The following is a 24,175-nucleotide window of genomic DNA, read 5'->3' as shown; positions in this document are numbered from 1 at the left end:
TTATGGCATGAGTGCCATCGCCCGGGTTATGCTGGAGATGGGATACACCGTTACCGGATCGGATGTCGCTTCACAGGAATTGACGGAGAAGCTGGCAGCCAAAGGGGCGAAAATATATATTGGACATACCGCAGAGCATGTGAACGGAGCGGATCTGGTAGTCTACTCGACAGCGGCTCCTGCGGATAATGTGGAACGTGTAGCTGCTCAGCAGCTTAACATTCCTATTCTTCATCGCGCACAGATGCTTGCGCGTTTGTTGAACGAGCGCAAGGGTGTAGCGGTTGCAGGGGCGCATGGTAAAACAACAACGTCTTCCATGATTGCACTTGTCATGGAGCAATGTGATACCGATCCGACCTATATTATTGGCGGAGAGATTATGAATCTCGGTACGAATGCCAAAGCAGGTCAAGGCGAGTGGGTTGTAGCCGAAGCGGATGAGAGCGACGGCTCCTTTTTGCAGTACCATCCGTGGCTTGGCATCGTTACGAACATTGAAGCGGATCATCTGGAGAATTACAACAGTGACTTTGAGGAACTCAAGAAAGCATATGTGCAATTCCTCAGTCAGATTCGTCCAGAGGGTACCGCGATCGTATGTGCGGACGATGAGAATGTGCAGGCGATTTTGCCGCATCTTCAATCCCGCATAACAACCTATGGTATTGATCAGGCCGCAGACTACACAGCAACAGATATCATGCTTGGGGATCGCCGGATATCCTTCACGATGAACCATCAGGGTACTGCTATGGGAACGGTGGAGTTATCCGTACCAGGCAAGCATAACGTCTATAATGCGATGGCTACTGTAATTACTTGTCTTGAAGCAGGCATACCTTTTGAACAGATTACAGCAGCGATTGTACAATTTCATGGGGCTAAACGCAGATTCCAGGTGCTGGGTGAGGCACGTGATATGCTGATTATTGACGATTATGCTCACCACCCTACGGAGATCGAAGCTACGATCAGTGCAGCCAAGGCAACGGGCAAACGCATCATCGCGGTATTCCAGCCGCAGCGTTATACACGTACATTTTTCCTGCTGGATGCCTTCAGCCGGGCATTTGCCGAAGCAGATGAGGTACTGATTACCGACATCTACTCTCCTGCGGGCGAAAAGCAGATTGAAGGTGTGCATTCCGCCAGATTGGTGGAACTGATTGTACAGAACAGCAACGCATCGGCAAGATATCTTCCGACGAAAGAAGAGGTTGTCGCTGATCTTCAGCCACGGCTGCAGCCGGGAGATCTTGTGCTTACGATGGGTGCGGGGGATATCTGGAAGGTGGGCGATGCACTCGCCAAAGGGTTGAAATAAACATCGGATTTTGCAGGTTCGTCATGTCAAACGTCTGTCTTCTTTATGAAGTCAGGCGTTTTTGGTTTGGAGCAGTTCATTTTCAAGCAAACAAGGGTTACCGTAAATTCTATAGAATATCGTGCGCAATGCTTGCATATAGCTGGTACAAAGGGGACAAAGGAGAGGGTACGGGTGAGCAATGCCAGAATGACGTTTCGCTTCGGGAATCAAGAGTCGGACAAGCATCAGAGTAAGGAGATGCATGCTTCCAGTCCACTGTTGACAAATCACGAAGACGTGCCATTTGTAGTAGAAGAACAACCGAAACCTGAATCGGAAATGAGCAGTGTAAAAAGAAGCAGCACAGGACCGACATGGCCAGCAGAGGACATGCCTGTTGACTGGGGAGGAACGATTCTGGCAGATGCCTCCCGTGCTGAATTGCATCATCTCGAATCCGTGCGAGCCAAAGAGGATAACCATTTGCTGGACCACCGCAATGATGATTATGAATTTGATCTGGATCAGGGTCATAACTGGATAGCAGAATCCGATCATTATTCCTATAAACGTAATCGCCCGCCCAGAGGCTGGAAGATGATCGGATCAATTTCAGGTGCATTGGTGACCGGAGCGCTGTTCGGCATGGTTATTCTGTCCTTTTTTAACAAGGAAGGTATGACAAAACCGGATGAGATGCTGCCCGTGAATCAAACGACATCTGCTGTAACAGGTCAGGAGGAAACGGCTGCGACCACGGGGCAACTTGTAACGTCTTCTGCAGGCGGCACCTACTATGCTCTTCAATACGGGGTGTTCAGCTCCCCGGAACGGGCGGAGCAGGCCAAGCTTGAGCTTACCCAGGCGGGAATAGCTGCGGGTACGGACCCTGATGACGGTAATCGTGTTTACGCAGGTATCTCAGCTGATCGGGAAGAAGCCAAGCTGCTCAGTACGAGATTGAAGTCACAGGGGGTCGAATTGTATGTCAAGGAAATCGTTAACCCTGAAGTGAATCCGGCCATATTTGGAAGCAAGCAGGAGGATGCCTCTCTTTTTTTCAAAAACAGCTCGGCTCTCGTGGATCAGTTATCCACATTATCGATCCAGCAGCTGGGTCAATCTGTTCAGGCGGCTATAGCACCAGAAACGATGCAGGTATTGTCGAATCAGCACCAAACGTGGTTGGACGGTCTGAAGAGCCTTTCCCCTGGAATGACGTCAGAGGTACAGCCGGTTGTTTCGAGTATGGAAAAATCAATGAACAGTGCGATAACGGCCATTGCCGAATACAATAAAAATCCGGCTGCTGTTCATATGTGGGCAGTTCAGTCCGATTTGATGCAGTATGTGCTTCAGCAGAAAAAGTGGCTCGAGGCAATCAAGCAGTAAGCGGAACTGTTCTCATAACAAGGTCCTAAAATCCCTCTCCGGCAAGGAACTGGAAATAGTTCCCCCTGCCGGATTTGTGTTTGTATTGACGTACAAAACCCCGTATAATAATGTGGGTGTCAAAAAATGGCGAGGGAAGATTAACCGATGAAAAAAAACTTCGGCGTATTATTATTGTTTCTGCTGCTTGGCTGGATGGCTGGAGCGTGGATCGCCAAGGCACTGCAGCCTGTAAAGGCGGTAGCCTTTTTAACCAAGGTCACAACGATCCGATGGTCACCTCAGGCTGATCTGGATATTTTCAGTTATGACCTTTCATTTCAATTTCAAATGAGTCTTCTGAGTCTGATCGGCATTATCGCGGCCATATGGCTGTATCGCAGACTGTAGGAGAATGACGAATGTTGACAAAAAAATAAACCAGTGACATCTATTATCCAGTGATTAAGACAGGTGTTGCCGTAGTATAAGGAGCCGTTAATGTTGAATAACACAGAGCAGCGCCCGATTATTCTGGCCTCCACATCGCCGCGGCGTAAAGAACTGATCGCATCACTCCATCTAGCGTTTGAAGTTATACCAAGTCATGCAGACGAGCATACACCTTCGGACTGGACACCGGAGCAGACGGTACAGGAACTTGCAATGCGCAAGGCGCTTGCTGTGTATCGCGGACTCGAGGGGAACCGGAAGGAAGCGATTATCGTTGGCAGTGACACGATTGTTGTGCTGGACAATGAAATTCTGGGCAAACCGGTTGATGCTGCTGATGCCGAACGTATGCTTTCTCGGCTGCAAGGGCGGGAGCACCGTGTGTTCACGGGCGTTGCATGCATTGATGCAGGCACTGGACATTCGGTCGTGCACTATCGCCAGACCAATGTAACGATGAAGGAGCTTTCGGAAGCGAAGATCCGTGCGTATGTACAAACGTGGGAGCCTTCCGACAAAGCAGGATCATACGCTATTCAAGGTATCGGCGCTTCACTGATCGACCACATTGAGGGATGTTATTTTAATGTGGTAGGCTTGCCGTTATCTTTACTTAGCGATATGCTTGAAGGCTTCGGAGTATACGTGCTGCCAAGGCAGTAAACCCAATCGAATACTGTGAAAAGAGGGAACATATGGAGTCGGCTCAATATATGATGCGCGACATCCCCCAGGAAGAACGCCCGAGAGAACGCATGATGGAATATGGGGCGGGCGCCTTGAGCCATGCCGAACTGCTGGCTATTTTACTTCGAACGGGAACAAGACAGGAATCTGCGGTGCATATGGCCCAGCGGATATTGAATGATGCGGGTGGGGTTCGCTCGCTGATGGATCTGAGTCTTGAAGAATTGACGGCTATGAGGGGCATAGGACAAGCCAAGGCTGTGCAGCTCAAAGCAGGTATTGAACTGGGACATCGCATTGCCAAGAGCCGGCTGGCACCTTCAACGTGCATTCGAACTCCACGTGATGCTGCGGATATTTTGATGGAACAGCTGCGTTATTTGCAAAAAGAACATTTTGTATGTCTTTTTCTCAACAGTAAAAATCATATTATTGCTCAGGAAACACTCTCCATGGGCAGCCTTAATGCTTCGATTGTACATCCGCGTGAAGTATTTCGGGCCGCCATCAAATGTAGCAGTGCCTCAATTGTTTGTGCACATAACCATCCAAGCGGTGATCCAACGCCCAGCCCGGAAGATATTCAGATAACGAAGAGACTGATTGAAGCTGGTGCTATCGTGGGTATTGACGTGCTGGACCACCTTGTTATCGGTGATGGAACCTATGTAAGTTTGAAGGAGAAGGGCTTGGTATAATATAATGGTTGGCGTTGATGTTTTTTCCTATGAATGATCACGGATATGTCCGTCATAGATAGGTTCACTTTATTTAAGATTCAACAATGAAAAAATGCGAATATTAGCTCCACGGTTCCGTGGAAATAACAATTACGCTCTGCGAATGAAGCAGGAGCGGCAATATGAGGCAGAAAAGGAGAATACGTTATGTTTGGTGGTTTTACGAAAGACTTGGGTATTGACTTGGGGACAGCGAATACGCTGGTTTATGTACGGGGTAAAGGAATTGTGGTGCGTGAACCTTCGGTGGTTGCTCTTCGTACAGATACCAAAAGCATTGAGGCAGTGGGTGAGTCAGCCAAAAAAATGATCGGACGTACACCTGGCAACATCCGTGCCATTCGCCCAATGAAAGATGGCGTTATCGCTGACTTCGATACAACTGCAACGATGATCAAATATTTTATTCGTCAGGCACAGAAGCAGCGCTCCATGTTCCAGCGCCATCCAAACGTGATGGTCTGTGTACCATCCGGTATTACGGCGGTAGAACAGCGTGCGGTTGAAGATGCTACCAAGCAAGCCGGTGCACGTGAGGCTTATACGATTGAAGAGCCGTTTGCGGCGGCAATTGGTGCGGACCTGCCAGTATGGGAGCCAACAGGCAGCATGGTTGTTGATATTGGCGGCGGTACGACGGAAGTGGCCGTTATCTCCCTTGGCGGGATTGTAACCAGCCGTTCTGTACGTGTTGCAGGTGATGAAATGGATGAATCTGTCATCCAGTATATCAAGCGTCAATATAATTTGATGATCGGTGAGCGTACTTCCGAGCAGCTCAAAATGGACATTGGATCAGCTATGCCATTGGAGCAGGTAGAAACGATGGAGATTCGTGGACGTGACCTCGTGACGGGTCTGCCTAAGACCATTACCATTACTTCTGACGAGATCAGTGAAGCGCTGGCGGATACGGTGAATGCAATTATTGAAGCGGTAAAAGTAACGCTGGAGAAATGCCCTCCTGAGCTTGCTGCCGATATTATGGACCGCGGAATCGTGCTGACTGGCGGCGGAGCATTGCTGCGTAATCTGGACAAGCTGCTCGCTGGAGAGACAGGCATGCCTGTCATTGTTGCAGAAAATCCGCTTGATTGCGTTGCGATTGGAACCGGTAAAGCACTGGAAAATATTCATATGTTCAAAAGCAGAAGCAGTTCAGCAGTTCGTTCCAAGCGTTAATTGGCAGCTTGTCTGCCTGACTTCGGATCAGGCAGTGGCGTATTAATGCAGAGTGCCCGGTTATCCCGGGAGAGCTATAACCCGCTTAACAGGGGAGGGTCAGTGGATATTCTCGCAGGGACTGCAGATCTGATGTCTCCCCGCCGGGCCAAGCTCGGAAGAGAATAATGGATGTTAGAGGGTGTTGGAACTGTTTAAACTGCTAGGCAACAAAAGACTTTTTGTTTTGCTGGTGGGCCTTGTTACATTTATCGCGTTGATGGGCTTTACGCTTAGTCCGCGTGCCACTTTATCCTGGCCGGAGAAATTCCTGAAGGATTCCGTTGGATTTGTACAATACGTATTTTACAAGCCCGCTTCCTATGTAGCGGGCTTTTTCAAAGATGTAGCGAACATGCGTGCGGTATATCAGGAAAATGAAGAGCTCCGCATTGCCATGGGACACTATACGCGTGATCGGTTGAAGTACAATGAATTGGAGCAGAAAAACAAGCAGCTGGAGAAAGCGCTCAATTTTACTAAAGAGCAGGAAAATCGATACAACTATGGTTCCCGAATTGCGCAGGTAATCAGTGCCAATTCGGACCCGAACAGCAGAACGATTAACGTTGATATCGGGGAAAATGCAGGTATCAAGCCAGGCATGGCCGTTACTTCACAGGAAGGTCTGGTCGGAGTAATTAGCCATGTTAGCACTTATACGTCAACAGTAAATCTCTTAACTTCAATGGATGCGAATGATCCAACGTCGAATGCAATCGCGGCTACTGCAGTTGGCAAAGAGAAAGTGTTTGGTATGATCGAGAGTTATGATCCGAAGAGCGGCATGCTTAAGATGACCAAAATTGCGGAGGACTCCAACATAGCAGTGGGAGATGAGATTATCTCATCCGGTATCATCAACAATTTTCCGAAGTATATGCGTATCGGTGAAGTGAAAAGTGTGGAGAAAAGCGAATATGGCTTAACGAAGACGGCTACAATTAAGCCTTATGCCAGCTTCCTGGACTGGAAAGAGCTGATTGTTATTATTCCGCCTGAGGTTAAAGAGTAATGGTGACACGCAAACAGGTTCTGTTTCTGTTACTGTTCGTTCTGTTTATTGCTGAAGGCACGATCCTGCCGCAGATTATTCCTTCGGCATGGCAGATGCGTATTTCAGCTAATCTGGTCTATGTCGTTATTTTGTTTTTTGCTGTGTACCATCATCGGCATACAGCTCTTGTGCTGGGTATCTTGTTCGGGCTTCTGCACGACGTTGTCTTCTACGGAGAGATGATCGGTCCTTACGGCTTCTCCATGGGGTTATCGGCTTATGTGATGGGACTCATTTTTCAAGCACCCCGTGCACCGATGCCCATTATGGTTTCGGTTGTCCTTCTGGGGAGCCTGCTGAATGATACGATGTTATTTTTTCTGTACAAACTGTTTCAGCTCAATCACGTGACGTTTGACTGGGCACTGATTGAATACATGATCCCTAATCTGTTTGTTCACTTTGTGTTTGCCCTGATTATCTATGTACCGCTGCGCAAACAGCTGGAGAAGATCGGCAAGCCGAGAAGCAAGACTGACGAACCTGTCTGATGACATTTGTGGAGCAGGAAGCAGGAACTTGGGAACCGGGGCACGAAATGTAATGAGATGGGAGGGACAGGCTTATGACGGTAAAATCGAATCACGTAACGATTAAAGGCATCCGAGACGGCTTGGTTTTCCTGTTGGACGATCAATGTGAATTCGAGGAATTGCTCTATGAGCTCCGCTATAAGCTGGAACACAGCCATCAAAATATTTTGACCGGACCGATTGTTCATGTGGATATCAAGCTGGGAGCGCGAGAAGTTACGGAAGAGCAGAAGGAAGAAATTCTCGATATTTTGAAGCAAAAAGGAAATCTGCTGATTCGCTCCATCGACTCGCCTGCTCTAATCCAAGAGGTCAAAGGTCCCCCGCCGATTATGACGATGTGCGGCATGGTACGATCGGGCCAGGTGCTTCATCATGAGGGTAATCTCCTGTTTCTTGGAGATATCAATCCAGGGGGCACGGTGACGTGTACCGGGGATATATATGTTTTGGGTTCACTCAGAGGTATGGCTCATGCCGGAATCACCGGGGACGAGGAAGCCATCATTGCAGCATCGGTCTTTGCACCGACACAGCTGCGTATTGCAGATGTCATCAGTCGCCCTCCGGATGAATGGGAGAGTCGTGAAACCGGGATGGAATTTGCTTATTTGCAGGACAATCAGATGCAGATCGACAAGATGAGCAATATCGTTCGGTTGCGCCGAGATTTTAATGTGTTTAAAGGAGTGTAGCTCATGGGAGAGGCGATCGTGATCACTTCGGGTAAAGGCGGCGTGGGTAAAACAACCACCTCGGCAAACATCGGGACAGCGCTGGCGCTGCTCGGCAAAAAGGTATGTCTGGTCGATACGGATATCGGCCTGCGTAATCTGGATGTCGTGATGGGACTCGAGAACCGTATTATTTACGATCTGTGCGATGTTGCGGACGGCCGCTGCCGTCTGAACCAGGCTTTGGTGAAAGACAAGCGTTTCGAGGAATTATACATGCTGCCTGCAGCGCAGACGAGAGACAAAAACTCTGTATCGCCAGAACAGGTGAAGGATATCATCCTTGAACTGAAAAAAGATTTTGAATACGTTATTATTGATTGCCCGGCTGGCATAGAGCAGGGATTCAAAAATGCAGTAGCAGGAGCAGATCAGGCCATCGTTGTCACTACACCGGAAAATGCAGCAGTGCGTGATGCAGACCGTGTGATCGGATTGCTTGAAAGTTCACACATCCAGTCACCGAAGCTGGTAGTGAACCGGATTCGCAATAACATGGTGAAATCAGGCGATATGCTGGATATCGATGGAATTTTACAAGTACTTAATATTGACTTGATTGGTATTGTGCCGGATGATGAACTTGTTATCAAGGCTGCCAATTCAGGTGAACCAACCGTAATGAACCCAGATTCACTTGCGGCGATTGCATATCGCAACATTGCAAGACGTATTCTCGGTGATACCGTACCGTTAATGCAGCTGGAGCAGAAGAAGGGTGCATTTGCCCGGTTCAAGAAGTTTTTTGGAATGGGCTAACATAAGCAGTGCATTGAAACACAGAAGAGACATTATTGCTATGAATTAAACAGCTTTTAATTACTTTGTACAAACCGAATTTATATGTAATGTGTTGCAGCCGAGGCCGTGTGCCCGGCTTTTTTTGTTTTTAACTCTGTTAACCTGCGATTTATTTAGGGGGGGCGGATACAGGCTTGTTCATATTCTGTGTTCTTGTCTCATAGGATGTAGTAAACAAGCCTCAGTGGGAGGATATTTCATGAATACGAAACGCAGAATCAAGCAGAGAAGAGAAGAGCGAATTCGGCGGCTGATGGATGGGGCAGTGCATGAAATCATGCAGGAACAGAAGTCTGCTCCTCGCAGCGAACGAACTGAAAGCTTCCGGCAGAAGCCGTTTGTTGTTGTAGAGGAACCTCAGGAAAGAGATCCGGAGTGGCTGTGGAAAAAGGAAAATTCACATTATGGCTCACCAGGGCGCTCCGGCTTTCATATTCTTCGTTCGCTGCTTCGGCGAACGATGGTGAGTGCAATCATTTTTGCTGGTGTCTGGGGATTGTTCCAGTTAGATGCATCATGGACGATAACACCCAAAACGGTTATTGCCGATGCACTTCATAATGATATGGATTTTGCTGCGGCCGCGGCGTGGTATGAGCGAAACTTTGGTGGGCCCCCGTCCTTCCTTCCTGTGCTGGGCCATACAACGGATGCGGTGAACGGCTCGGGAATCAGGCAACTGCTGGGAAAACCGGTTTCGGGAACAGTCGTTCAGCCGTTTGCTCTGAGCATGAAGGGCATCGAGATTGTTCCTGATGCTGCGGCTGCGGGAGGACTTGTGCAGGTAGTCAGCTCAGGTGCTGGTCGAGTGCTGGAGGTGCTCGGAGATGTCGAGAGCGGATACACCGTGGTAATACAGCATACGGGCAAGGTGACGGCAATTTATGGGCGATTAAACGAGAGTGAGCTTCAAAAGAACGACTGGGTCGAAGCGGGGAACACCGTAGGCACTCTCAAGGCTGGAAGCAGTGAACAGCCAGCTACGCTTTATTTTGCGATAAAAGAAGGAGAAGAGTACGTGGACCCTGCGGAAGTCGTCGCCCTTGATTAGGGTATGGGGGGTGCGCATCTCGCTTCACCCTTTTTTTGTAATCATCATGCTGACCTCGCTGTTAACTGGACATTTTATGGAGTTGATTACGCTGTTTGCGATTGTATTTATTCATGAATGCGGACATGCTGCTGCGGCAGCCCTTCTGGGCTGTCGTGTGCAATCCATACAGATGCTTCCTTTCGGGGGAGTGGCAGTCATTGAAGATGGGGGAAAGCTGACAGCGTATCGCGAGATCATAATCGCCTTGGCGGGCCCGCTGCAAAATCTGCTGATGGTTGGCATGGTTTTACTGCTGCGTTATCTTCAGTTGGGTGATCCGGTATTTCTGGACTATGTCATTCAAGCCAACATGCTCATTGCTTTGTTTAACCTGCTGCCAGTGCTGCCTCTGGATGGTGGGAAAATTGTACAAGCCCTTGTCAGCCTGTGGGCTCCATATTATACAACACTCATGTGGACATACCGCATCAGCATCCTGTGTAGCGCAGGGGTTATTTTGGTTGCAGTCAGCAGGTGGTTTGCCGGGGATTACGGGCTCCCGTTAAACATTTTATTAATCGGTCTTTTTTTATTTTATTCCAATGTGACGGATTATCGGAACGTGCCTTATCGTTTTATCCGTTTTCTTATGAATCGTGAGGCTGTCTTTGTGCGGCATGCTTCTGCGGGCAGTCTGGCTCAGCCAATAATCTCGTTTCCAGCGAAACCTTTGGACACTATTTTGCGTCTATTAAAAAGAGAGAGATACCATATGGTATACGTTATGAATAAACAGGGACGTGTGATGGCTGTTTTGCCTGAGCAGCGTGTGATCGGGTCCTATTTTCAACAAAATATGGATAAACGCTAACGTCTGCTGATAAGACGGTTCGGAAAAGGGGTAATACCTATATGACAGGTAGGGCCTATAATAGGAAATGGATGTGGATGAATTGAAGTGTCTTCTAGAGGTGAAGCCATGAAACAAATGATCGTACATAATGAACATAACCTCATGCAAATGGCGCTTCTGGAAGAAGGCAAGGCTGTGGAATTCACGGCAGAGCGTACACGAGAGCGCGGGCTGCTGGGTTCCTTTTTCAAGGGACGGGTAGTTAATGTGCTGCCAGGTATGCAGGCTGCCTTTGTAGATATCGGTCAGAAAAAAAATGCATTTCTGTATGTTGACGATGTGCTCCATCCTCACCTGGAGAAACAGCCCAAGATAAAACCCTCGATCTCGGAGCTGCTGCGGCCGGGTCAGGAAATCATCGTGCAGGTTCTCAAGGAGCCGGTAGGAAGCAAAGGAGCCCGGGTGACTACACACTATTCACTTCCGGGCCGCTGGCTTGTTTACATGCCGGTAGCAGGTTATGTTGCAGTCTCGAAGAAAATCGCCAGAGAGAGTGATCGTTCACGCCTCAAAGCGCTAGGTGAGAAGCTGTGCCGGGATGAAGAAGGGCTGATTATTCGTACCGTCTCTGCAGAGGAGCAGCACGAAGCGATTCAGACTGATTTGGAAACCTTGCGCTCACAGTGGCTGCTGATTCGGGAAAAAGCCGATAGTCTGCCTTCTCCAAGCCTTTTGCATCGTGATCAAAGCATGATTCAGCGGGTCATTCGTGATGTGTATACACCTGGAAGTGACGAGGTGATCACGGATAGTGAAGCACAAGCTCAGGTGATTCGCACGCTGCTGGAGGAAATCTGTCCGGGAGTTGAACCGAGAGTTCGGGTACATTCGGGAACGGAATCCATCTTCGACGCTTATGGCGTACAGGAACAGCTGAACAAGGACTTTGCCCGCAAGGTCTGGCTGCCGGGTGGCGGTTATATTGTCATTGATCATACTGAAGCGTTGACAGTCATCGATGTGAACACGGGGAAATATACAGGGTCAGGCGGAGACAGTCTGGAAGAGACGGTCACGGAAACCAATATGCAGGCCGCCGTTGAGATTGCCCGGTTAATGCGACTGCGGGATATCGGCGGTATGATTATTGTTGATTTCATTGATATGGAAGAGGCAGCGAATCGGCATGAAGTGGCAGCCGCACTCGAACAGGAGCTGCGCAAGGACCGAACGAAGGCATTTGTTCTGGGATGGACCAAGCTCGGACTGCTTGAATTAACACGCAAAAAGGTAAGAGAAGAGAGCACACTGCCTTATGTTGAGGCTTGTTCCTCCTGTCATGGGACGGGGAAAAGATATATTTCACCTTTGCATTGATTTTTGATATGCTGCGTGATATAATCATCAAGTATGTGTTTAGCCAATAGGTCTTGCACATGCTGTAACCGCACTGGCCGGGTACAAGAACAGCTCCGCAAGGCGCTGTCACCTGAGACCGGGCGAGTCTGAGACATGAGGAGGTGCAAGGCAAATGTACGCAATTATTGAAACAGGCGGCAAACAGTACAAAGTCCAAGAGGGCGATGTTCTGTTCATCGAGAAATTGAATGCGAACGACGGCGAAAGCGTAACGTTCGACCGTGTCCTGGCTGTATCTAACGATCAAGGTTTGACAGCAGGTACACCATTGGTTTCCGGAGCTACTGTAACGGCTAAAGTGGAGAAACATGGCAAAGGTCAAAAGGTTGTTGTATACAAATACAAACCGAAAAAGAACTACCATGTGAAGCAAGGTCACCGTCAACCGTACACTAAAGTAACTATCGAAAAAATCAAAGCGTAAGAAGGTGCGATAAGTGATTATCGTTCAAATCTTTCGTGATGAGGACGGGAACATCGAACGCTTTTCCATCGAAGGGCATGCCAATTTTGCCAAACGGGGAGAAGATATCGTATGTGCCGGGGTATCTGCTGTTACAGTAGGTACAGTGAACTCGATTGAGGCATTGACTGGTGTCGAGATGCATGCCAAGATGAAGAATGGCTTTCTGAGTGGTTCTTTACCAATGCTGGCAAAAGGGGAAACGTATTCTCAGGTACAGCTGTTGCTCGAATCCATGGTAGTTATGCTCTCTAATATTGAAGAGTCATACGGGAAGTATATTCAAATACAGCAGCACCAATAAATAAAGAAGGAGGAAAACCAATCATGTTGAAATTAAATCTTCAGTTGTTCGCATCGAAAAAAGGTGTAGGTTCCACGAAGAACGGACGTGACAGTAATGCACAACGTCTGGGTGTTAAACGTGCAGATGGCCAAACTGTAACTGGTGGCAGCATTCTCGTTCGCCAACGCGGAACGAAAATTCACCCAGGAACAAACGTGGGTATCGGTAAAGATGACACTTTGTTCGCGAAAATCGACGGCGTTGTTAAATTCGAACGTTGGGGTCGCGATCGCAAAAAAGTAAGCATCTACCCTGTAGACGTTGCTCCTGTAGCAGCTGCAGTAGAAGCGTAATATCGGCATTCCGCCTAAGGAGCCTTCGGCATTTTTGCCGGAGGTTTTTTGCATTCGGCGGCTATTCGTTAATGAACTGGCAGAAAAGACATGTTATACTGGGTTACGGTGGGTTTAGACCAACCGAGTTTTGTAGAACGGGGAGAAGCCATGAAATCCTGGAAAAGAGTGCCGTGGATTGCGGCATGTTCGCTTGTGATTCCTTTGGTTTTTGTTATGCTGTATCCGGCACCCTTCGCGAGTGTTGTGTGTGCGTTGTGGTCGGTTGTGGCAATGTTCATTTCTGCATATGCGCTGAAGAAACAGGCGGAGGCGGTACGCAAAAGCATTATACAATCCATGGAAAAAACTGCAATTGCCTCATTAAATCATCATCGGCATGACTGGATGAACGATCTTCAGGTGTTATATGGATATCTCAGACTGGGCAAGCTTGATAAATCCCTGCAATGTGTGGAAAGAATAAAGGAGAGGGTTAATGAGGAAAGCCGGATATCCAAACTCGGTATTCCTTCTCTCGTATTTTATTTGCAGTCTTTCCGGGCCAGTGGAGTTGCGCTGGAATTGCATGTGGAAGTGGAGGAAGAGCTGCAGCTCAGTGCTCTGGTCTCTCCCGAGGATGGCGAGTCGCTTACGGGGGCGATTGCGGATGCAATTCGGGCCTATCAATATGGCGGCGGCCGGTCGTCTTGGGGAGAGGTTCGCAAACTGACCTTGAACTTCGGGCAGGATCATGGAGATGTAGTCGTTCGGCTGGAAGGGGATCAAACTCCTGATCCAGAAACGCTGCGGCAGCTTGCTGCCGTACTCAAAGGGAAAAAAGTCAGAACGGAGCACATTCCGTCTGGGGATACGTTTATACAATTCAGAATGCCTTGTGGAATATAGGAAGAAGGGGTAACCAATGTTTGTTGATAAAGCGAAGATTTATGTAAAAGCCGGAGATGGAGGAGACGGAATCGTCTCGTTCCGTCGTGAGAAGTATGTACCGGAAGGTGGTCCGGCAGGCGGCGATGGCGGCCGTGGAGCTGATATTATTTTCCGGGTAGATGAAGGTCTGCGCACGCTGATGGACTTTCGTTACCAGCGTCACTTTAAAGCCCCGCGCGGGGAAAAGGGACGGAACAAAAGCCAACATGGTGCAAATGCGGAAAATATGATTGTGCGCATCCCGCCAGGTACAGTTATCATTGATGAGGACAGTGGAGAAGTGCTGGCTGATCTCACACGTCATGGTCAGCAGGTTGTTGTTGCCAAAGGCGGCCGGGGCGGTCGGGGGAACATCCGGTTTGCAACCCCGAGAAACCCTGCACCCGAGCTTGCAGAGAATGGTGAAGAAGGCGAAGAGCGTTATATCGTGCTTGAGCTTAAAGTTATGGCGGATGTGGGTCTGGTCGGTTTCCCGAGTGTAGGGAAATCTACGCTGCTATCCGTGGTGTCGGCAGCCAAGCCGAAGATCGGAGCGTACCATTTTACGACGATTACACCGAACCTGGGTGTCGTTGACGTGGGTGAAGGTCGCAGCTTTGTGATGGCCGATTTGCCAGGTCTGATTGAAGGTGCCCATGAAGGTGTAGGGCTAGGACATGAATTTCTGCGGCACGTTGAACGGACACGGGTTATCATTCACGTTGTGGATATGTCCGGTTCAGAAGGCCGTGATCCTTTCGAGGATTGGCAGAAAATCAATGATGAGCTGAGATTGTACAACCCTGTGCTCGCCGAGAGACCGCAGGTCGTTGCCGCGAACAAGATGGATATGCCGGAATCCGAAGCCAATCTGGAGCAATTTTTGCAGCAGGTGCGTGAAGTGAAGCCGGATATTGAAGTGATGCCTATATCGTCGTTGACACGTCAGGGTATTCAGGAGCTGCTCTACCGTGCAGCTGATCTGCTTGACCAGATTCCGGATGAGCCTGAGGTGGAGGAAGTTGCGGAGCTGTCAGAACGCAAAGTGTACAGCCTGGAGAAAAAAGAAGACGAAGGCTTCCGTATTGTGCGTGAGAACGATACCTTCATCGTGGAAAGTGCCAAGATTGATCGCATGATGAAACGGATGCAGTTGAACTCGCATGAAGCTATTCTGAAGCTGGCGCGCACACTCCGGTATATGGGTGTGGATGATGAGCTTCGTAAACGTGGCGCTGTTGAAGGCACTATTGTGCGTATTGGCGATTTCGAGTTTGAGTTTGTGGAAGGCAGCAGTTACTACTAGGAAGAACGCAGTGAAGCGGGGATTTACCCGTGACGCTGCGTTTTTTTGCTTTTTTCACACATGAGAGAGACAGAAGCCTGTATACTGTGAGAAACAGTTTTCGAAAAATAGTCATGTCACGTATTGCCCTTTTGTGATTCATCCTATATAATGTCCACTATATGAAAACATGAGTCTTTGAGGAGAGGACGTTCTGTGAATGAACGCTATTACTTAGTACGGGAAGATATTTTGCCGGAGGCTGTAGTTAAAACGATGCAGGTGAAAGAACTGCTTGCTTCCGGTGATGTCAAAACAGTACATGAGGCTGTGGAGCAGGTTGGATTGAGCCGGAGCGCCTTCTATAAGTACAAGGATGGAATCCATCTGATCAATCAGCTGGAGCGTGAACGAATCGTAACCATCTCGATTGACCTGGAGCATCAGTCCGGTATTCTGTCCAGGGTGCTTGGACATTTTGCAGGGTATGGAGCTAACGTACTTACGATTAATCAAAGTATTCCGCTTCAAGGAAGAGCCAATGTTGTCATCTCGGTGGAAACGACACATCTGCACGGAGAGATTGGAGAAATGCTGGATCGAATGCAGGATATGCCTGGAGTGAAGCGCACACGTATCGTAGGCCAAGGTTAATCAGGCTTTCAGATCGTTGGAGATAATATGTGGAACCAGGAGTGAAGTGTTGCAAGATGGACAGACGTGATTAGAGACTAGGGGGTAGGTCGTTAGTGAAACCGGTAAAAATCGGATTGTTAGGCCTTGGAACGGTTGGAACGGGTGTTGTTCGTATCGTTGAGGGGAATCAGGAGGATCTGAGCAGTCAGGTTGGATCACCGATTATCATTGAGAAAATCGCAGTGAAAAATACGGAGAAAGATCGTGTTATTCCGATTGAGCGCACAAAGCTGACTGAGGACCCTTGGGAAGTTATTCGTCATCCCGACATCGATATTATCGTTGAGGTAATGGGCGGCATTGACCAGACAAAGGAATATATCCTAGAGGCGCTGGAGCGGGGAAAACATATTGTGACTGCAAACAAGGACCTTATGGCCTTGCATGGCTCGGAGATTCTGGCTAAAGCGCAGGAAAAGCAATGTGACGTATTTTATGAGGCCAGTGTGGCAGGCGGTATCCCGATTATCCGCACATTGATTGAAGGTTTCTCCTCTGACCGGATCACCCGGATTATGGGGATTGTGAACGGCACAACGAACTATATTTTAACGAAAATGAGCCAGGAAGGTGCCTCTTATGAAGAGGTGCTGGCAGAAGCACAGGCTCTGGGGTATGCAGAAGCAGACCCGACGTCCGATGTTGAAGGGCTTGATGCCGCCCGGAAAATGGCAATCTTGAGCACCCTTGGTTTCCGTACCAATGTGGAGCTGAAGGATGTTACAGTGAAAGGCATATCCGCTGTCACACGTGAGGATATCACTTATGCCAAAAGGCTAGGATATGAACTGAAGCTGCTCGGTATCGCGGATCGCAGTGATGATGAGATTACGATTAGCGTACAGCCGACGATGGTAAGACAGAACCATCCCATAGCCTCCGTCAACGGTGTGTTCAACGCTGTATATGTGCATGGTGAGGCTGTAGGCGAAACGATGTTCTACGGTGCCGGTGCAGGAGAGCTGCCAACAGCAACTTCTGTAGTCGCTGATATCGTAGCGGTGACCAAAAACCTCAAAATCGGTGTCAACGGGGTAAAGGCAATCGTGCCTTATAAACAGAAGAGACTGCAGAGCGATGAACAAATTTTTTCGAAAAATTTCATACTGCTGCACGTGGATGACAAAGCTGGGGTGCTGGCGCAGATTACACAGATTTTCGCGGAATACGAAGTCAGTCTGGCTTCGGTTGTTCAACAGCCGAATGAGCACAACCCGGATGCCGAGATCATTATCGTTACGCATAATGCAAGCAAAGCGAGCATGGACAAAGTGCTCAAGCATTTTGAATCACTGAATGTCATTCGACGGATCAAAAGTGTTTACCGCGTAGAAGGATAGTTCCTTTTGAGCAGTATTATAAAATAAATGGATTATCAAATTTGTGTTTTGCAATATATTGCAAGCCACCCATCATTCGATATTATAGAATAATTAATCATAAAAGGAGTTTACCCACAATGAGATATCAAGGATTATTGCAAACGTACAAAGAGCACCTTCCAGTCAATGAAAATACTCCGCAGCTTACACTTCAGGAAGGGAATACACCGCTTATTCACGCAGAGAATCTGTCGAAGGAGCTCGGTTTGAATCTGTATTTCAAATATGAAGGTTTGAACCCGACTGGTTCCTTCAAAGACCGTGGAATGGTGATGGCCGTTGCCAAAGCGATGGAGGAAGGCAGCCGTACAATTATGTGTGCATCTACAGGAAATACTTCCGCAGCAGCAGCAGCTTATGCCGCACGTGGCGGGCTTAACTGTATCGTGCTGATTCCGAATAACAATATCGCACTGGGTAAACTCGCTCAAGCGATGATTTACGGTGCCAAGGTCATTGCCATTAATGGTAACTTTGACCGTGCGCTTGAGATCGTTCGTGAAATTACTGCCAAACATCCGATTACACTTGTAAACTCTGTCAACCCATATCGGATTGAAGGACAGAAAACTGCCGCTTTTGAAGTGGTTGAGCAACTGGGAGATGCACCAGATGTTCTGGCTATTCCGGTTGGTAATGCGGGTAACATCTCAGCATACTGGAAAGGCTTTAAAGAGTATAAAGAGGCAGGCAAATCGAGCACGCTGCCGCGCATGGTTGGATTCGAGGCTGAAGGAGCTATGGCTATCGTAAAAGGAGAGCCGATTCTTGAGCCGGAAACAATTGCTACAGCGATCCGAATCGGTAACCCGGCGAGCTGGAAAACAGCGGTTGCTGCAGCAGAAGAGTCTGGCGGGCAGATCAACTATGTTACCGATGAAGAAATTTTGGCGGCTTACCGTACAATTGCTGCACGTGAAGGGGTATTTGCCGAGCCTGCATCTGCGGCTTCCGTAGCTGGTGTGTACAAGCTGAAAAGCGAAGGGTACTTCAAAGGCGGAGAAACGGTTGTATGTGTACTGACTGGTAACGGCCTGAAAGACCCGAATGTAGCGATCCAAACGGCTGCTGTGGAGCCGCTGGTCGTTGAAGATACAGAAGAGGCGGTTATGGCAGCTATTGCCCAACTGGAGCAGCAGTCTGTATGAGCTTGCGTGAAAAGGTAACCGTAAAAATCCCGGCAAGCACAGCCAATCTCGGTCCAGGGTTTGATACCCTGGGCATGGCCTTGTCTTTGTATGCCTGGCTTGAGATTAAACCGGCAGCACAGACAGCTTTTCATTTGTATGGTGATCATCTGACGGGGCTTCCTTTGGATAAATCCAATCTCATTTATGAAGTGGCACAGATGGTATTTGATGAAGCGGGGGTTTCCGTACCTGAGCTTGAAATTTCAATGTATTCGGATATTCCCCTTACCCGGGGACTTGGCAGCAGTGCATCAGCAATTGTTGGCGCGCTTGCTGGGGCAAATGCATTGATCGGGAGTCCGTTATCGAACGATAAACTGCTGGATATGGCGACATCACTGGAGAAACACCCGGATAATGTCGGCGCTTCCTTATGCGGCGGTATCATTACAGCAGCCTGGGATGGTCAACGTGTCGATTATATTCGAATCGAGCCTCATCAGGATCTGCAGGCCCTGGTTATCGTTCCGGACTTTCAGCTATCCACTTCCAAAGCGCGGGATGTTGTTCCTAAGCAGTTCGAGAAGGCCGATGTAGTGCACAATGTGAGCCGATCTTCATTGCTCGTTGCTGCCTTAGCGAGTGGTAGACTGGATATGATTCAAAAGGCGATGTCGGATCGGATTCATCAGCCGTATCGTGCATCGCTGGTACCGGGTATGGCGGAAATTCTGGAGCATGCATCGAAGCATGGTGCTTTGGGAGCAGCTTTAAGCGGGGCCGGACCAACCTTGCTGACGCTGGTGGATCGTCACGACACTCGCAAAGCTGAATTAGAGCAATATTTGACGGGCACCATGAAGCAGGAGGGTATTCAGGCCACTGCGATGTGGCTGGACCCGGATCTGGATGGCGTAGTTGTTCTTCCGGATCAAGATGAACGTCCTTTTCTGGAGCGAATCAAAGGGGAAATTAACGAATGAAACGAATTGCAGTTTTACCTGAGGGATCAGTCTCTCACGAAGCGATCGAGTTTCTTTTTGACGGCGAACCGCTCGAGCTCAATCATTTCAAGCTCATTTCAGACGTATTTCGTGCAGTCGATAGTGGAAGTGTGCAGTATAGTGTGATTCCGTTTGAAAATACAATTGAGGGCTCCGTCAGCCTTCATATGGACTGGCTTGTGAATGAGGTGGACATTCCGATACAAGCGGAGTGGGTCTATCCGTCCATTCAAAATATCATCGGACATGGGAACGAATTTCGAATGCACGATGGTTCGTATGATTTTAGTAAAATTACGAAAATTATGTCTCACCCTGTGGCGATCCCGCAGTGCCAGAATTTTATTCGTCAGCATTCGCCAGATGCAAATCTCGAAGGTGTAAACAGCACGGCTGAAGCGGTAGAAATTGTGAAAAAAAATCCGGGAAAAGGCTGGGTGGGAATCGGTACAAAGCTTGCTGCCCGAAAGCATGGCTTGGACATTATGGCTGAAAGGGTGACGGATCATGATAACAATTACACCCGTTTTGTGCTGATTGGTCATGAACCTGTCAGCATTCCGCGTAAAGCGGACCATGTGAAGACAAGTCTGATTGTAACGCTGCCTGAGGATGCTCCGGGTGCGCTGCATCAAGTGCTGTCGGCTTTTGCCTGGAGAAAGCTGAACCTGACCCGTCTTGAATCGAGACCAACCAAGAAACGTCTGGGCAGTTACTATTTTTACATCGATGTGGTTGAAACGGTTGATTCCGTATTGCTCACAGCAGCAATAGCCGAGATTGAGGCACTGAATTGTCAGGTGCGTGTGCTTGGCAGCTATCCATGTTATACATACCCCTCACCGAGCTAACAGGAGTGTGGTTGGAGCAAGCTGAAGAATCATGCGTCATCTGTGTGAAATAAGCGAGTTATTTCTTTATTTTTGATGTACAATGGACAGGTTCATTATGTTTCGGCAAGTTTGGACATGTATATTTAACGGAGGTGCAGTTCGTCGTGGCAGAACAGTGGATTTACTTGGATGGTCAGTATGTGACCAAGGAAAATGCAAAAGTTTCGGTCTATGATCATGGATTTTTGTATGGAGACGGTATTTTCGAAGGGATTCGGATATACAATGGCAATATTTTCAGATGTAAGGCCCACTTGGATCGTCTGTATGATTCGGCAAAATCGATCAGTCTGAACATTCCGTTGTCCTACGACGAGATGCTCGAAGTGATGGCTGAAACGGTACGCCGCAATGATATGCGCAACGGTTATATTCGACTAATTGTGTCACGTGGTCCGGGAAACCTGGGTCTTGACCCGCTGCGTTGCCCTAAAGCTTCGGTGATCATTATTGTGGAGCAGCTGGCAATCTACCCAGAAGAAGCATATCTTACAGGGTTGAAGGCTGTATCCGTATCTCAGCGTCGTAACATCCCGGATGCGCTTAATCCAAAAATCAAATCACTCAACTACCTGAATAACATTCTTGTCAAGCTGCAATCGAACTATTCAGGTGCTGGTGAGGCTATTATGCTTAACTCGCAAGGTTATGTAACCGAGGGTTCTAGCGATAACATTTTCATCATCAAAAACGGTGTTGTCTACACTCCTCCTTGTTATCTCGGAGCACTTGAAGGCATTACACGTCAAGCAATTATTGATCTGTGCGGCGAGCTTGGCATTGAATTAAAAGAAGTGCCTTTCACGCTTCATGATGTGTATATTGCAGATGAGGTGTTCTTCACAGGAACGGCTGCTGAGGTTATTGCGGCTTGTGAAGTTGATGGCAGAACGATTGGCTCTGGCGTAGCGGGTCCGGTTACCTTGAAATTGCTTGAAGCTTTCCGTCAAATTGTTGACAAAGACGGTTATAAAGTGTGGGAATAAGTCACTAACGTCTAACAGAATGAATACAAAAGTTCTCCTTGTCCGATAAAATGCGGCATGCGTAATGTATGCGGGATTTTCGGATTAAGGAGGATTTTTTTTGTTCAGGTGATGTCATTAGCCCAGTTGCTGCATAGGATGTAGTAACGGTATGGGCGAATGTACAGCCCAAGTATGACGTTTAGGAGGTTAGTTCCCTGTGAAAATACACATGGTAAAAAAGGGCGATACACTATATCTGCTGTCTCAAAAATATAACGTAGCGCTGGACACATTAATTGCTGCTAATCCGCAGATTGCAGATCCCGACAAACTGAATATCGGCATGAAGGTTAAAATTCCTGCACAGCCAGTAACACCGAAGCCAGAGGGTGTGCTGCACAGTCACAAGGTTGTACAAGGGGATTCGTTATGGAAGCTGTCACAAGCCTGGGGAGTGCCTTTAAAAGACATGATTAATGCCAATCCGCAGTTGAAAAATCCTAATGCACTGTTAGTAGGAGAAACGGTCTACATTCCTTCCATGCACACACAAGGAAATTCTAATGCCAATACGGAAATTGGCAATATGGGTATGCAGGAAAAACTGTCGCCCGAAGGCAAAGCGTATACAGGAGTAAAAGAAGAACCGGCGCCTGTCGTGCCAACGCCTCCACCTCCTGTGGCTGAAAATCCGGTTCCTGCTCCGGTTGTGCAGGCTGAGCCTAACGTTATGCCTGAGTTGGAGGCATTACCACAATTACCTGAATTGCCTGAGGTGAAACCGGAGAAGAAGATGGACAAAAAAGAGCAGAAACAGCCAGAAGTTCAAGTTGAACCTGCAGCTGAAGCCGAGAAACCTCAAACGCCTAATCCTTCTCCGAATATGATGCCTTTGCCCGTTATGCCTGAAACCCAGTCTCCTGTGGATGTAGCGCCGATTGCCAAGGCTCCTTGCGGATGCGGTTCGAAAATGCTTCATGCTCCAATGGAGCATCCGTATGCCCAGGTTCCCGTACCTGCACAAGAGGTATACAGTGTTCAGCAAAACAACATGTATACGGCAGGCGTGAGCAATAACTCTCCTTTCCCTGGAATTCAGGATGTGGGCTCTTATAGCATAGGAAATATGCCAAACAGTCCATGGAGCGGAGATGAGCAGACCTATAATCACAACAATGTAATGCCTAATTTGTCGGAAGGGGCGTCAAATGCAAACAACGCATTCCCGATTTCGCCAGCAAGTCAGGTAAATAGTCCATTCAATAATTTTGCAGCTGCAAACCATCAGATGAACCATCAACCGCCATTTATATCTCCATACTCCATGCTTCCATACCCTCCATGCGGATGCGGCTCACACACACATGCCCCTCAATATACTTATCCTGCGTATGGTTATCAGGAGCCCGCCTGGGGCATGTACGGTCATGTAAATGGAATGCCGCCTGAAATGTCCACATCCGTAATGCCAAATCAGCCGATGGAGTATGCTTATCAAAATCCATATCCTGCACAAAATATGGTGCCGCCTTCTCCACTTGGTGCTTTTGGAGAGATGTATCCTTCACAAGTACATGGTGCCAAGAGTGGGAAGAAGGGTGGACGTGACGATGCGAGCTTAAGCCAGGCTGCATTTGAAGAGTCAGATTCAGAAACAGAGTCCAAGCCAAAATCGTCCTCAGGTAAGTCCGGGGCAGTGAAGCGAAAATCGACAAAGGCTGTGTCCAAAAATAAACCCAAGGTATCTGTATCGGGCAACGCGTTCAGAGAAAGATCAGCAGCATCGTCAAATCAGCGAAAAGTAGTTAAAAAACGTCGTAATCCATGGATTCAAAACTGAGTGGTTATAGTCAGCAGTTATTGAAGAGAGCAGCTCATGATGGAAAGGCCAGTTCTGCAGATGCAGAGCTGGCTTTTTCGTTTATTAATGTACCTGATTGTATATAAAGAGCGGAAGGAAGGGTTAGAACGATTGATTTGTAGAATATATAAAAAGATTGTGGATTAATGTTTGAAAGCCTATTCATAGATATGTTACAATAAATACAGGCTTTATTTTGCTGATTGATATGCAAGCTTTAGTTGAAGTTTTCGGTGTGATTTATTGATAGTTAAAACTATTAATAAAAAAACTCTTGCATTAGATTTGAGTGTGTGGTACATTATTTAAGTCGCCGCTGAAACACAGCGCTGATGTGAAACAAGTTTGATCTTTGAAAACTGAACAACGAGTGAGTAATGATCTTGCTTGCAAGATCAACAATGAGATTAACAATCTCGTCAGATTCAAAATGAGCTAATCGCTCTTTTCAATACTTTATTGGAGAGTTTGATCCTGGCTCAGGACGAACGCTGGCGGCATGCCTAATACATGCAAGTCGAGCGGAGTTGATAGGAAGCTTGCTTCCTTGAGACTTAGCGGCGGACGGGTGAGTAACACGTAGGCAACCTGCCCTCAAGCTTGGGACAACTACCGGAAACGGTAGCTAATACCGAATACTTGTTTTCTTCGCCTGAAGGGAACTGGAAAGACGGAGCAATCTGTCACTTGAGGATGGGCCTGCGGCGCATTAGCTAGTTGGTGAGGTAACGGCT

At 48.0% G+C, this 24,175-nt stretch carries 26 protein-coding genes, 1 rRNA gene and 1 other annotated feature; all 27 genes read left to right on the top strand.

Going from position 1 to position 24,175, the window contains the following annotated elements; translation table 11 throughout:
• The first annotated feature begins 7 nt into the window (after positions 1-7).
• Entirely contained in the window at positions 8-1,327 is a 1,320-nt protein-coding gene (gene murC, locus HNR77_RS08350; protein ID WP_260410448.1) for a UDP-N-acetylmuramate--L-alanine ligase, read from the top strand.
• A gap of 174 nt (positions 1,328-1,501) precedes the next feature.
• Entirely contained in the window at positions 1,502-2,701 is a 1,200-nt protein-coding gene (locus HNR77_RS30620) for an SPOR domain-containing protein (protein WP_184182473.1), read from the top strand.
• A 147-nt stretch (positions 2,702-2,848) separates the two neighbouring features.
• Entirely contained in the window at positions 2,849-3,091 is a 243-nt protein-coding gene (locus tag HNR77_RS08340) for a DUF4321 domain-containing protein (RefSeq protein ID WP_110898900.1), read from the top strand.
• A gap of 93 nt (positions 3,092-3,184) precedes the next feature.
• Complete coding sequence (locus tag HNR77_RS08335; RefSeq protein WP_260410422.1) at positions 3,185-3,796, top strand: Maf family protein; 612 nt, start codon at positions 3,185-3,187, stop codon at positions 3,794-3,796.
• A 32-nt stretch (positions 3,797-3,828) separates the two neighbouring features.
• Entirely contained in the window at positions 3,829-4,518 is a 690-nt protein-coding gene (gene radC / locus HNR77_RS08330; RefSeq protein WP_111268762.1) for a RadC family protein, read from the top strand.
• 189 nt (positions 4,519-4,707) lie between these two features.
• On the top strand, positions 4,708-5,742 hold the full coding sequence (locus tag HNR77_RS08325) for a rod shape-determining protein (protein ID WP_111268761.1): 1,035 nt from the start codon (positions 4,708-4,710) through the stop codon (positions 5,740-5,742).
• The gene (locus HNR77_RS08320; protein WP_184182469.1) at positions 5,743-5,910 is read left to right on the top strand and encodes a hypothetical protein; all 168 of its coding nucleotides are present in this window, start codon (positions 5,743-5,745) and stop codon (positions 5,908-5,910) included.
• 13 nt (positions 5,911-5,923) lie between these two features.
• The gene (mreC, locus tag HNR77_RS08315) at positions 5,924-6,796 is read left to right on the top strand and encodes a rod shape-determining protein MreC (RefSeq protein ID WP_184182467.1); all 873 of its coding nucleotides are present in this window, start codon (positions 5,924-5,926) and stop codon (positions 6,794-6,796) included.
• Positions 6,796-7,329: a rod shape-determining protein MreD gene (locus HNR77_RS08310; protein WP_111268759.1), complete on the top strand. Its 534-nt coding sequence runs from the start codon at positions 6,796-6,798 to the stop codon at positions 7,327-7,329. Before mreC ends, HNR77_RS08310 begins: the two co-directional genes overlap by 1 nt.
• Before the next feature lie 74 nt (positions 7,330-7,403).
• The gene (gene minC, locus HNR77_RS08305; RefSeq protein WP_111268758.1) at positions 7,404-8,066 is read left to right on the top strand and encodes a septum site-determining protein MinC; all 663 of its coding nucleotides are present in this window, start codon (positions 7,404-7,406) and stop codon (positions 8,064-8,066) included.
• A gap of 3 nt (positions 8,067-8,069) precedes the next feature.
• Entirely contained in the window at positions 8,070-8,864 is a 795-nt protein-coding gene (gene minD / locus HNR77_RS08300; RefSeq protein ID WP_184182465.1) for a septum site-determining protein MinD, read from the top strand.
• Positions 8,865-9,105: 241 nt separating this feature from the next.
• Positions 9,106-9,957 (top strand): M23 family metallopeptidase, encoded by an 852-nt coding sequence (locus HNR77_RS08295; protein ID WP_184182463.1) that lies wholly within the window; start codon positions 9,106-9,108, stop codon positions 9,955-9,957.
• Complete coding sequence (locus tag HNR77_RS08290; RefSeq protein ID WP_184182461.1) at positions 9,950-10,810, top strand: M50 family metallopeptidase; 861 nt, start codon at positions 9,950-9,952, stop codon at positions 10,808-10,810. The genes HNR77_RS08295 and HNR77_RS08290 overlap by 8 nt, the downstream gene beginning before the upstream one ends.
• A 108-nt stretch (positions 10,811-10,918) precedes the next feature.
• Positions 10,919-12,169, top strand: a complete 1,251-nt coding sequence (locus HNR77_RS08285; RefSeq protein ID WP_184182460.1) for an Rne/Rng family ribonuclease — start codon at positions 10,919-10,921, stop codon at positions 12,167-12,169.
• 56 nt (positions 12,170-12,225) lie between these two features.
• Positions 12,226-12,309: a sequence feature (ribosomal protein L21 leader region), on the top strand.
• A gap of 14 nt (positions 12,310-12,323) precedes the next feature.
• The gene (gene rplU, locus HNR77_RS08280; RefSeq protein ID WP_090919085.1) at positions 12,324-12,635 is read left to right on the top strand and encodes a 50S ribosomal protein L21; all 312 of its coding nucleotides are present in this window, start codon (positions 12,324-12,326) and stop codon (positions 12,633-12,635) included.
• Between the two features lie 13 nt (positions 12,636-12,648).
• A complete protein-coding gene (locus tag HNR77_RS08275) occupies positions 12,649-12,978 on the top strand; it encodes a ribosomal-processing cysteine protease Prp (RefSeq protein WP_145405252.1) in 330 nt (109 codons plus the stop codon).
• 23 nt (positions 12,979-13,001) lie between these two features.
• Positions 13,002-13,313 (top strand): 50S ribosomal protein L27, encoded by a 312-nt coding sequence (gene rpmA, locus HNR77_RS08270; RefSeq protein WP_110898889.1) that lies wholly within the window; start codon positions 13,002-13,004, stop codon positions 13,311-13,313.
• Positions 13,314-13,463: 150 nt separating this feature from the next.
• Positions 13,464-14,201 (top strand): Spo0B domain-containing protein, encoded by a 738-nt coding sequence (locus HNR77_RS08265; RefSeq protein ID WP_111268753.1) that lies wholly within the window; start codon positions 13,464-13,466, stop codon positions 14,199-14,201.
• A 16-nt stretch (positions 14,202-14,217) separates the two neighbouring features.
• Positions 14,218-15,528 carry a GTPase ObgE gene (gene obgE, locus HNR77_RS08260; protein ID WP_184182458.1) on the top strand — a complete coding sequence of 437 codons (1,311 nt, stop codon included), beginning with the start codon at positions 14,218-14,220 and terminating at the stop codon, positions 15,526-15,528.
• 195 nt (positions 15,529-15,723) lie between these two features.
• Positions 15,724-16,161, top strand: coding sequence for an ACT domain-containing protein (locus HNR77_RS08255; RefSeq protein WP_110898886.1), 438 nt, complete (start codon positions 15,724-15,726; stop codon positions 16,159-16,161).
• A gap of 95 nt (positions 16,162-16,256) precedes the next feature.
• Positions 16,257-17,543, top strand: coding sequence for a homoserine dehydrogenase (locus tag HNR77_RS08250; RefSeq protein WP_184182456.1), 1,287 nt, complete (start codon positions 16,257-16,259; stop codon positions 17,541-17,543).
• Positions 17,544-17,662: 119 nt separating this feature from the next.
• Entirely contained in the window at positions 17,663-18,733 is a 1,071-nt protein-coding gene (thrC, locus tag HNR77_RS08245) for a threonine synthase (protein WP_184182454.1), read from the top strand.
• Positions 18,730-19,698 carry a homoserine kinase gene (thrB, locus tag HNR77_RS08240; RefSeq protein ID WP_184182452.1) on the top strand — a complete coding sequence of 323 codons (969 nt, stop codon included), beginning with the start codon at positions 18,730-18,732 and terminating at the stop codon, positions 19,696-19,698. Before thrC ends, thrB begins: the two co-directional genes overlap by 4 nt.
• A complete protein-coding gene (pheA, locus tag HNR77_RS08235; RefSeq protein WP_184182450.1) occupies positions 19,695-20,570 on the top strand; it encodes a prephenate dehydratase in 876 nt (291 codons plus the stop codon). Before thrB ends, pheA begins: the two co-directional genes overlap by 4 nt.
• 146 nt (positions 20,571-20,716) lie before the next feature.
• On the top strand, positions 20,717-21,598 hold the full coding sequence (ilvE, locus tag HNR77_RS08230) for a branched-chain-amino-acid transaminase (RefSeq protein WP_184182448.1): 882 nt from the start codon (positions 20,717-20,719) through the stop codon (positions 21,596-21,598).
• Between the two features lie 199 nt (positions 21,599-21,797).
• Positions 21,798-23,420: a LysM peptidoglycan-binding domain-containing protein gene (locus HNR77_RS08225; RefSeq protein ID WP_184182446.1), complete on the top strand. Its 1,623-nt coding sequence runs from the start codon at positions 21,798-21,800 to the stop codon at positions 23,418-23,420.
• Positions 23,421-23,897: 477 nt separating this feature from the next.
• Positions 23,898-24,175: ribosomal RNA gene (locus HNR77_RS08220) — 16S ribosomal RNA — on the top strand; the annotation flags it as partial.

The organism is Paenibacillus sp. JGP012, from assembly GCF_014203995.1.
Taxonomy (GTDB): Bacteria; Bacillota; Bacilli; order Paenibacillales; family Paenibacillaceae; genus Paenibacillus; species Paenibacillus silvae.
The sequence above is the reverse complement of the archived record's forward strand: the minus strand, read 5'-3'. Positions and strand labels throughout refer to the sequence as shown.

Bases quoted from the DNA above. Each gene is read 5' to 3' on its own strand.
- murC (WP_260410448.1), top strand. From the start codon at position 8: ATGAGTGCCATCGCCCGGGTTATGCTGGAGATGGGATACACCGTTACC.
- HNR77_RS08340 (WP_110898900.1), top strand. From the start codon at position 2,849: ATGAAAAAAAACTTCGGCGTATTATTATTGTTTCTGCTGCTTGGCTGG.
- radC (WP_111268762.1), top strand. From the start codon at position 3,829: ATGGAGTCGGCTCAATATATGATGCGCGACATCCCCCAGGAAGAACGC.
- HNR77_RS08325 (WP_111268761.1), top strand. From the start codon at position 4,708: ATGTTTGGTGGTTTTACGAAAGACTTGGGTATTGACTTGGGGACAGCG.
- HNR77_RS08310 (WP_111268759.1), top strand. From the start codon at position 6,796: ATGGTGACACGCAAACAGGTTCTGTTTCTGTTACTGTTCGTTCTGTTT.
- minC (WP_111268758.1), top strand. From the start codon at position 7,404: ATGACGGTAAAATCGAATCACGTAACGATTAAAGGCATCCGAGACGGC.
- minD (WP_184182465.1), top strand. From the start codon at position 8,070: ATGGGAGAGGCGATCGTGATCACTTCGGGTAAAGGCGGCGTGGGTAAA.
- HNR77_RS08295 (WP_184182463.1), top strand. From the start codon at position 9,106: ATGAATACGAAACGCAGAATCAAGCAGAGAAGAGAAGAGCGAATTCGG.
- HNR77_RS08285 (WP_184182460.1), top strand. From the start codon at position 10,919: ATGAAACAAATGATCGTACATAATGAACATAACCTCATGCAAATGGCG.
- rplU (WP_090919085.1), top strand. From the start codon at position 12,324: ATGTACGCAATTATTGAAACAGGCGGCAAACAGTACAAAGTCCAAGAG.
- rpmA (WP_110898889.1), top strand. From the start codon at position 13,002: ATGTTGAAATTAAATCTTCAGTTGTTCGCATCGAAAAAAGGTGTAGGT.
- HNR77_RS08265 (WP_111268753.1), top strand. From the start codon at position 13,464: ATGAAATCCTGGAAAAGAGTGCCGTGGATTGCGGCATGTTCGCTTGTG.
- obgE (WP_184182458.1), top strand. From the start codon at position 14,218: ATGTTTGTTGATAAAGCGAAGATTTATGTAAAAGCCGGAGATGGAGGA.
- thrC (WP_184182454.1), top strand. From the start codon at position 17,663: ATGAGATATCAAGGATTATTGCAAACGTACAAAGAGCACCTTCCAGTC.
- thrB (WP_184182452.1), top strand. From the start codon at position 18,730: ATGAGCTTGCGTGAAAAGGTAACCGTAAAAATCCCGGCAAGCACAGCC.
- pheA (WP_184182450.1), top strand. From the start codon at position 19,695: ATGAAACGAATTGCAGTTTTACCTGAGGGATCAGTCTCTCACGAAGCG.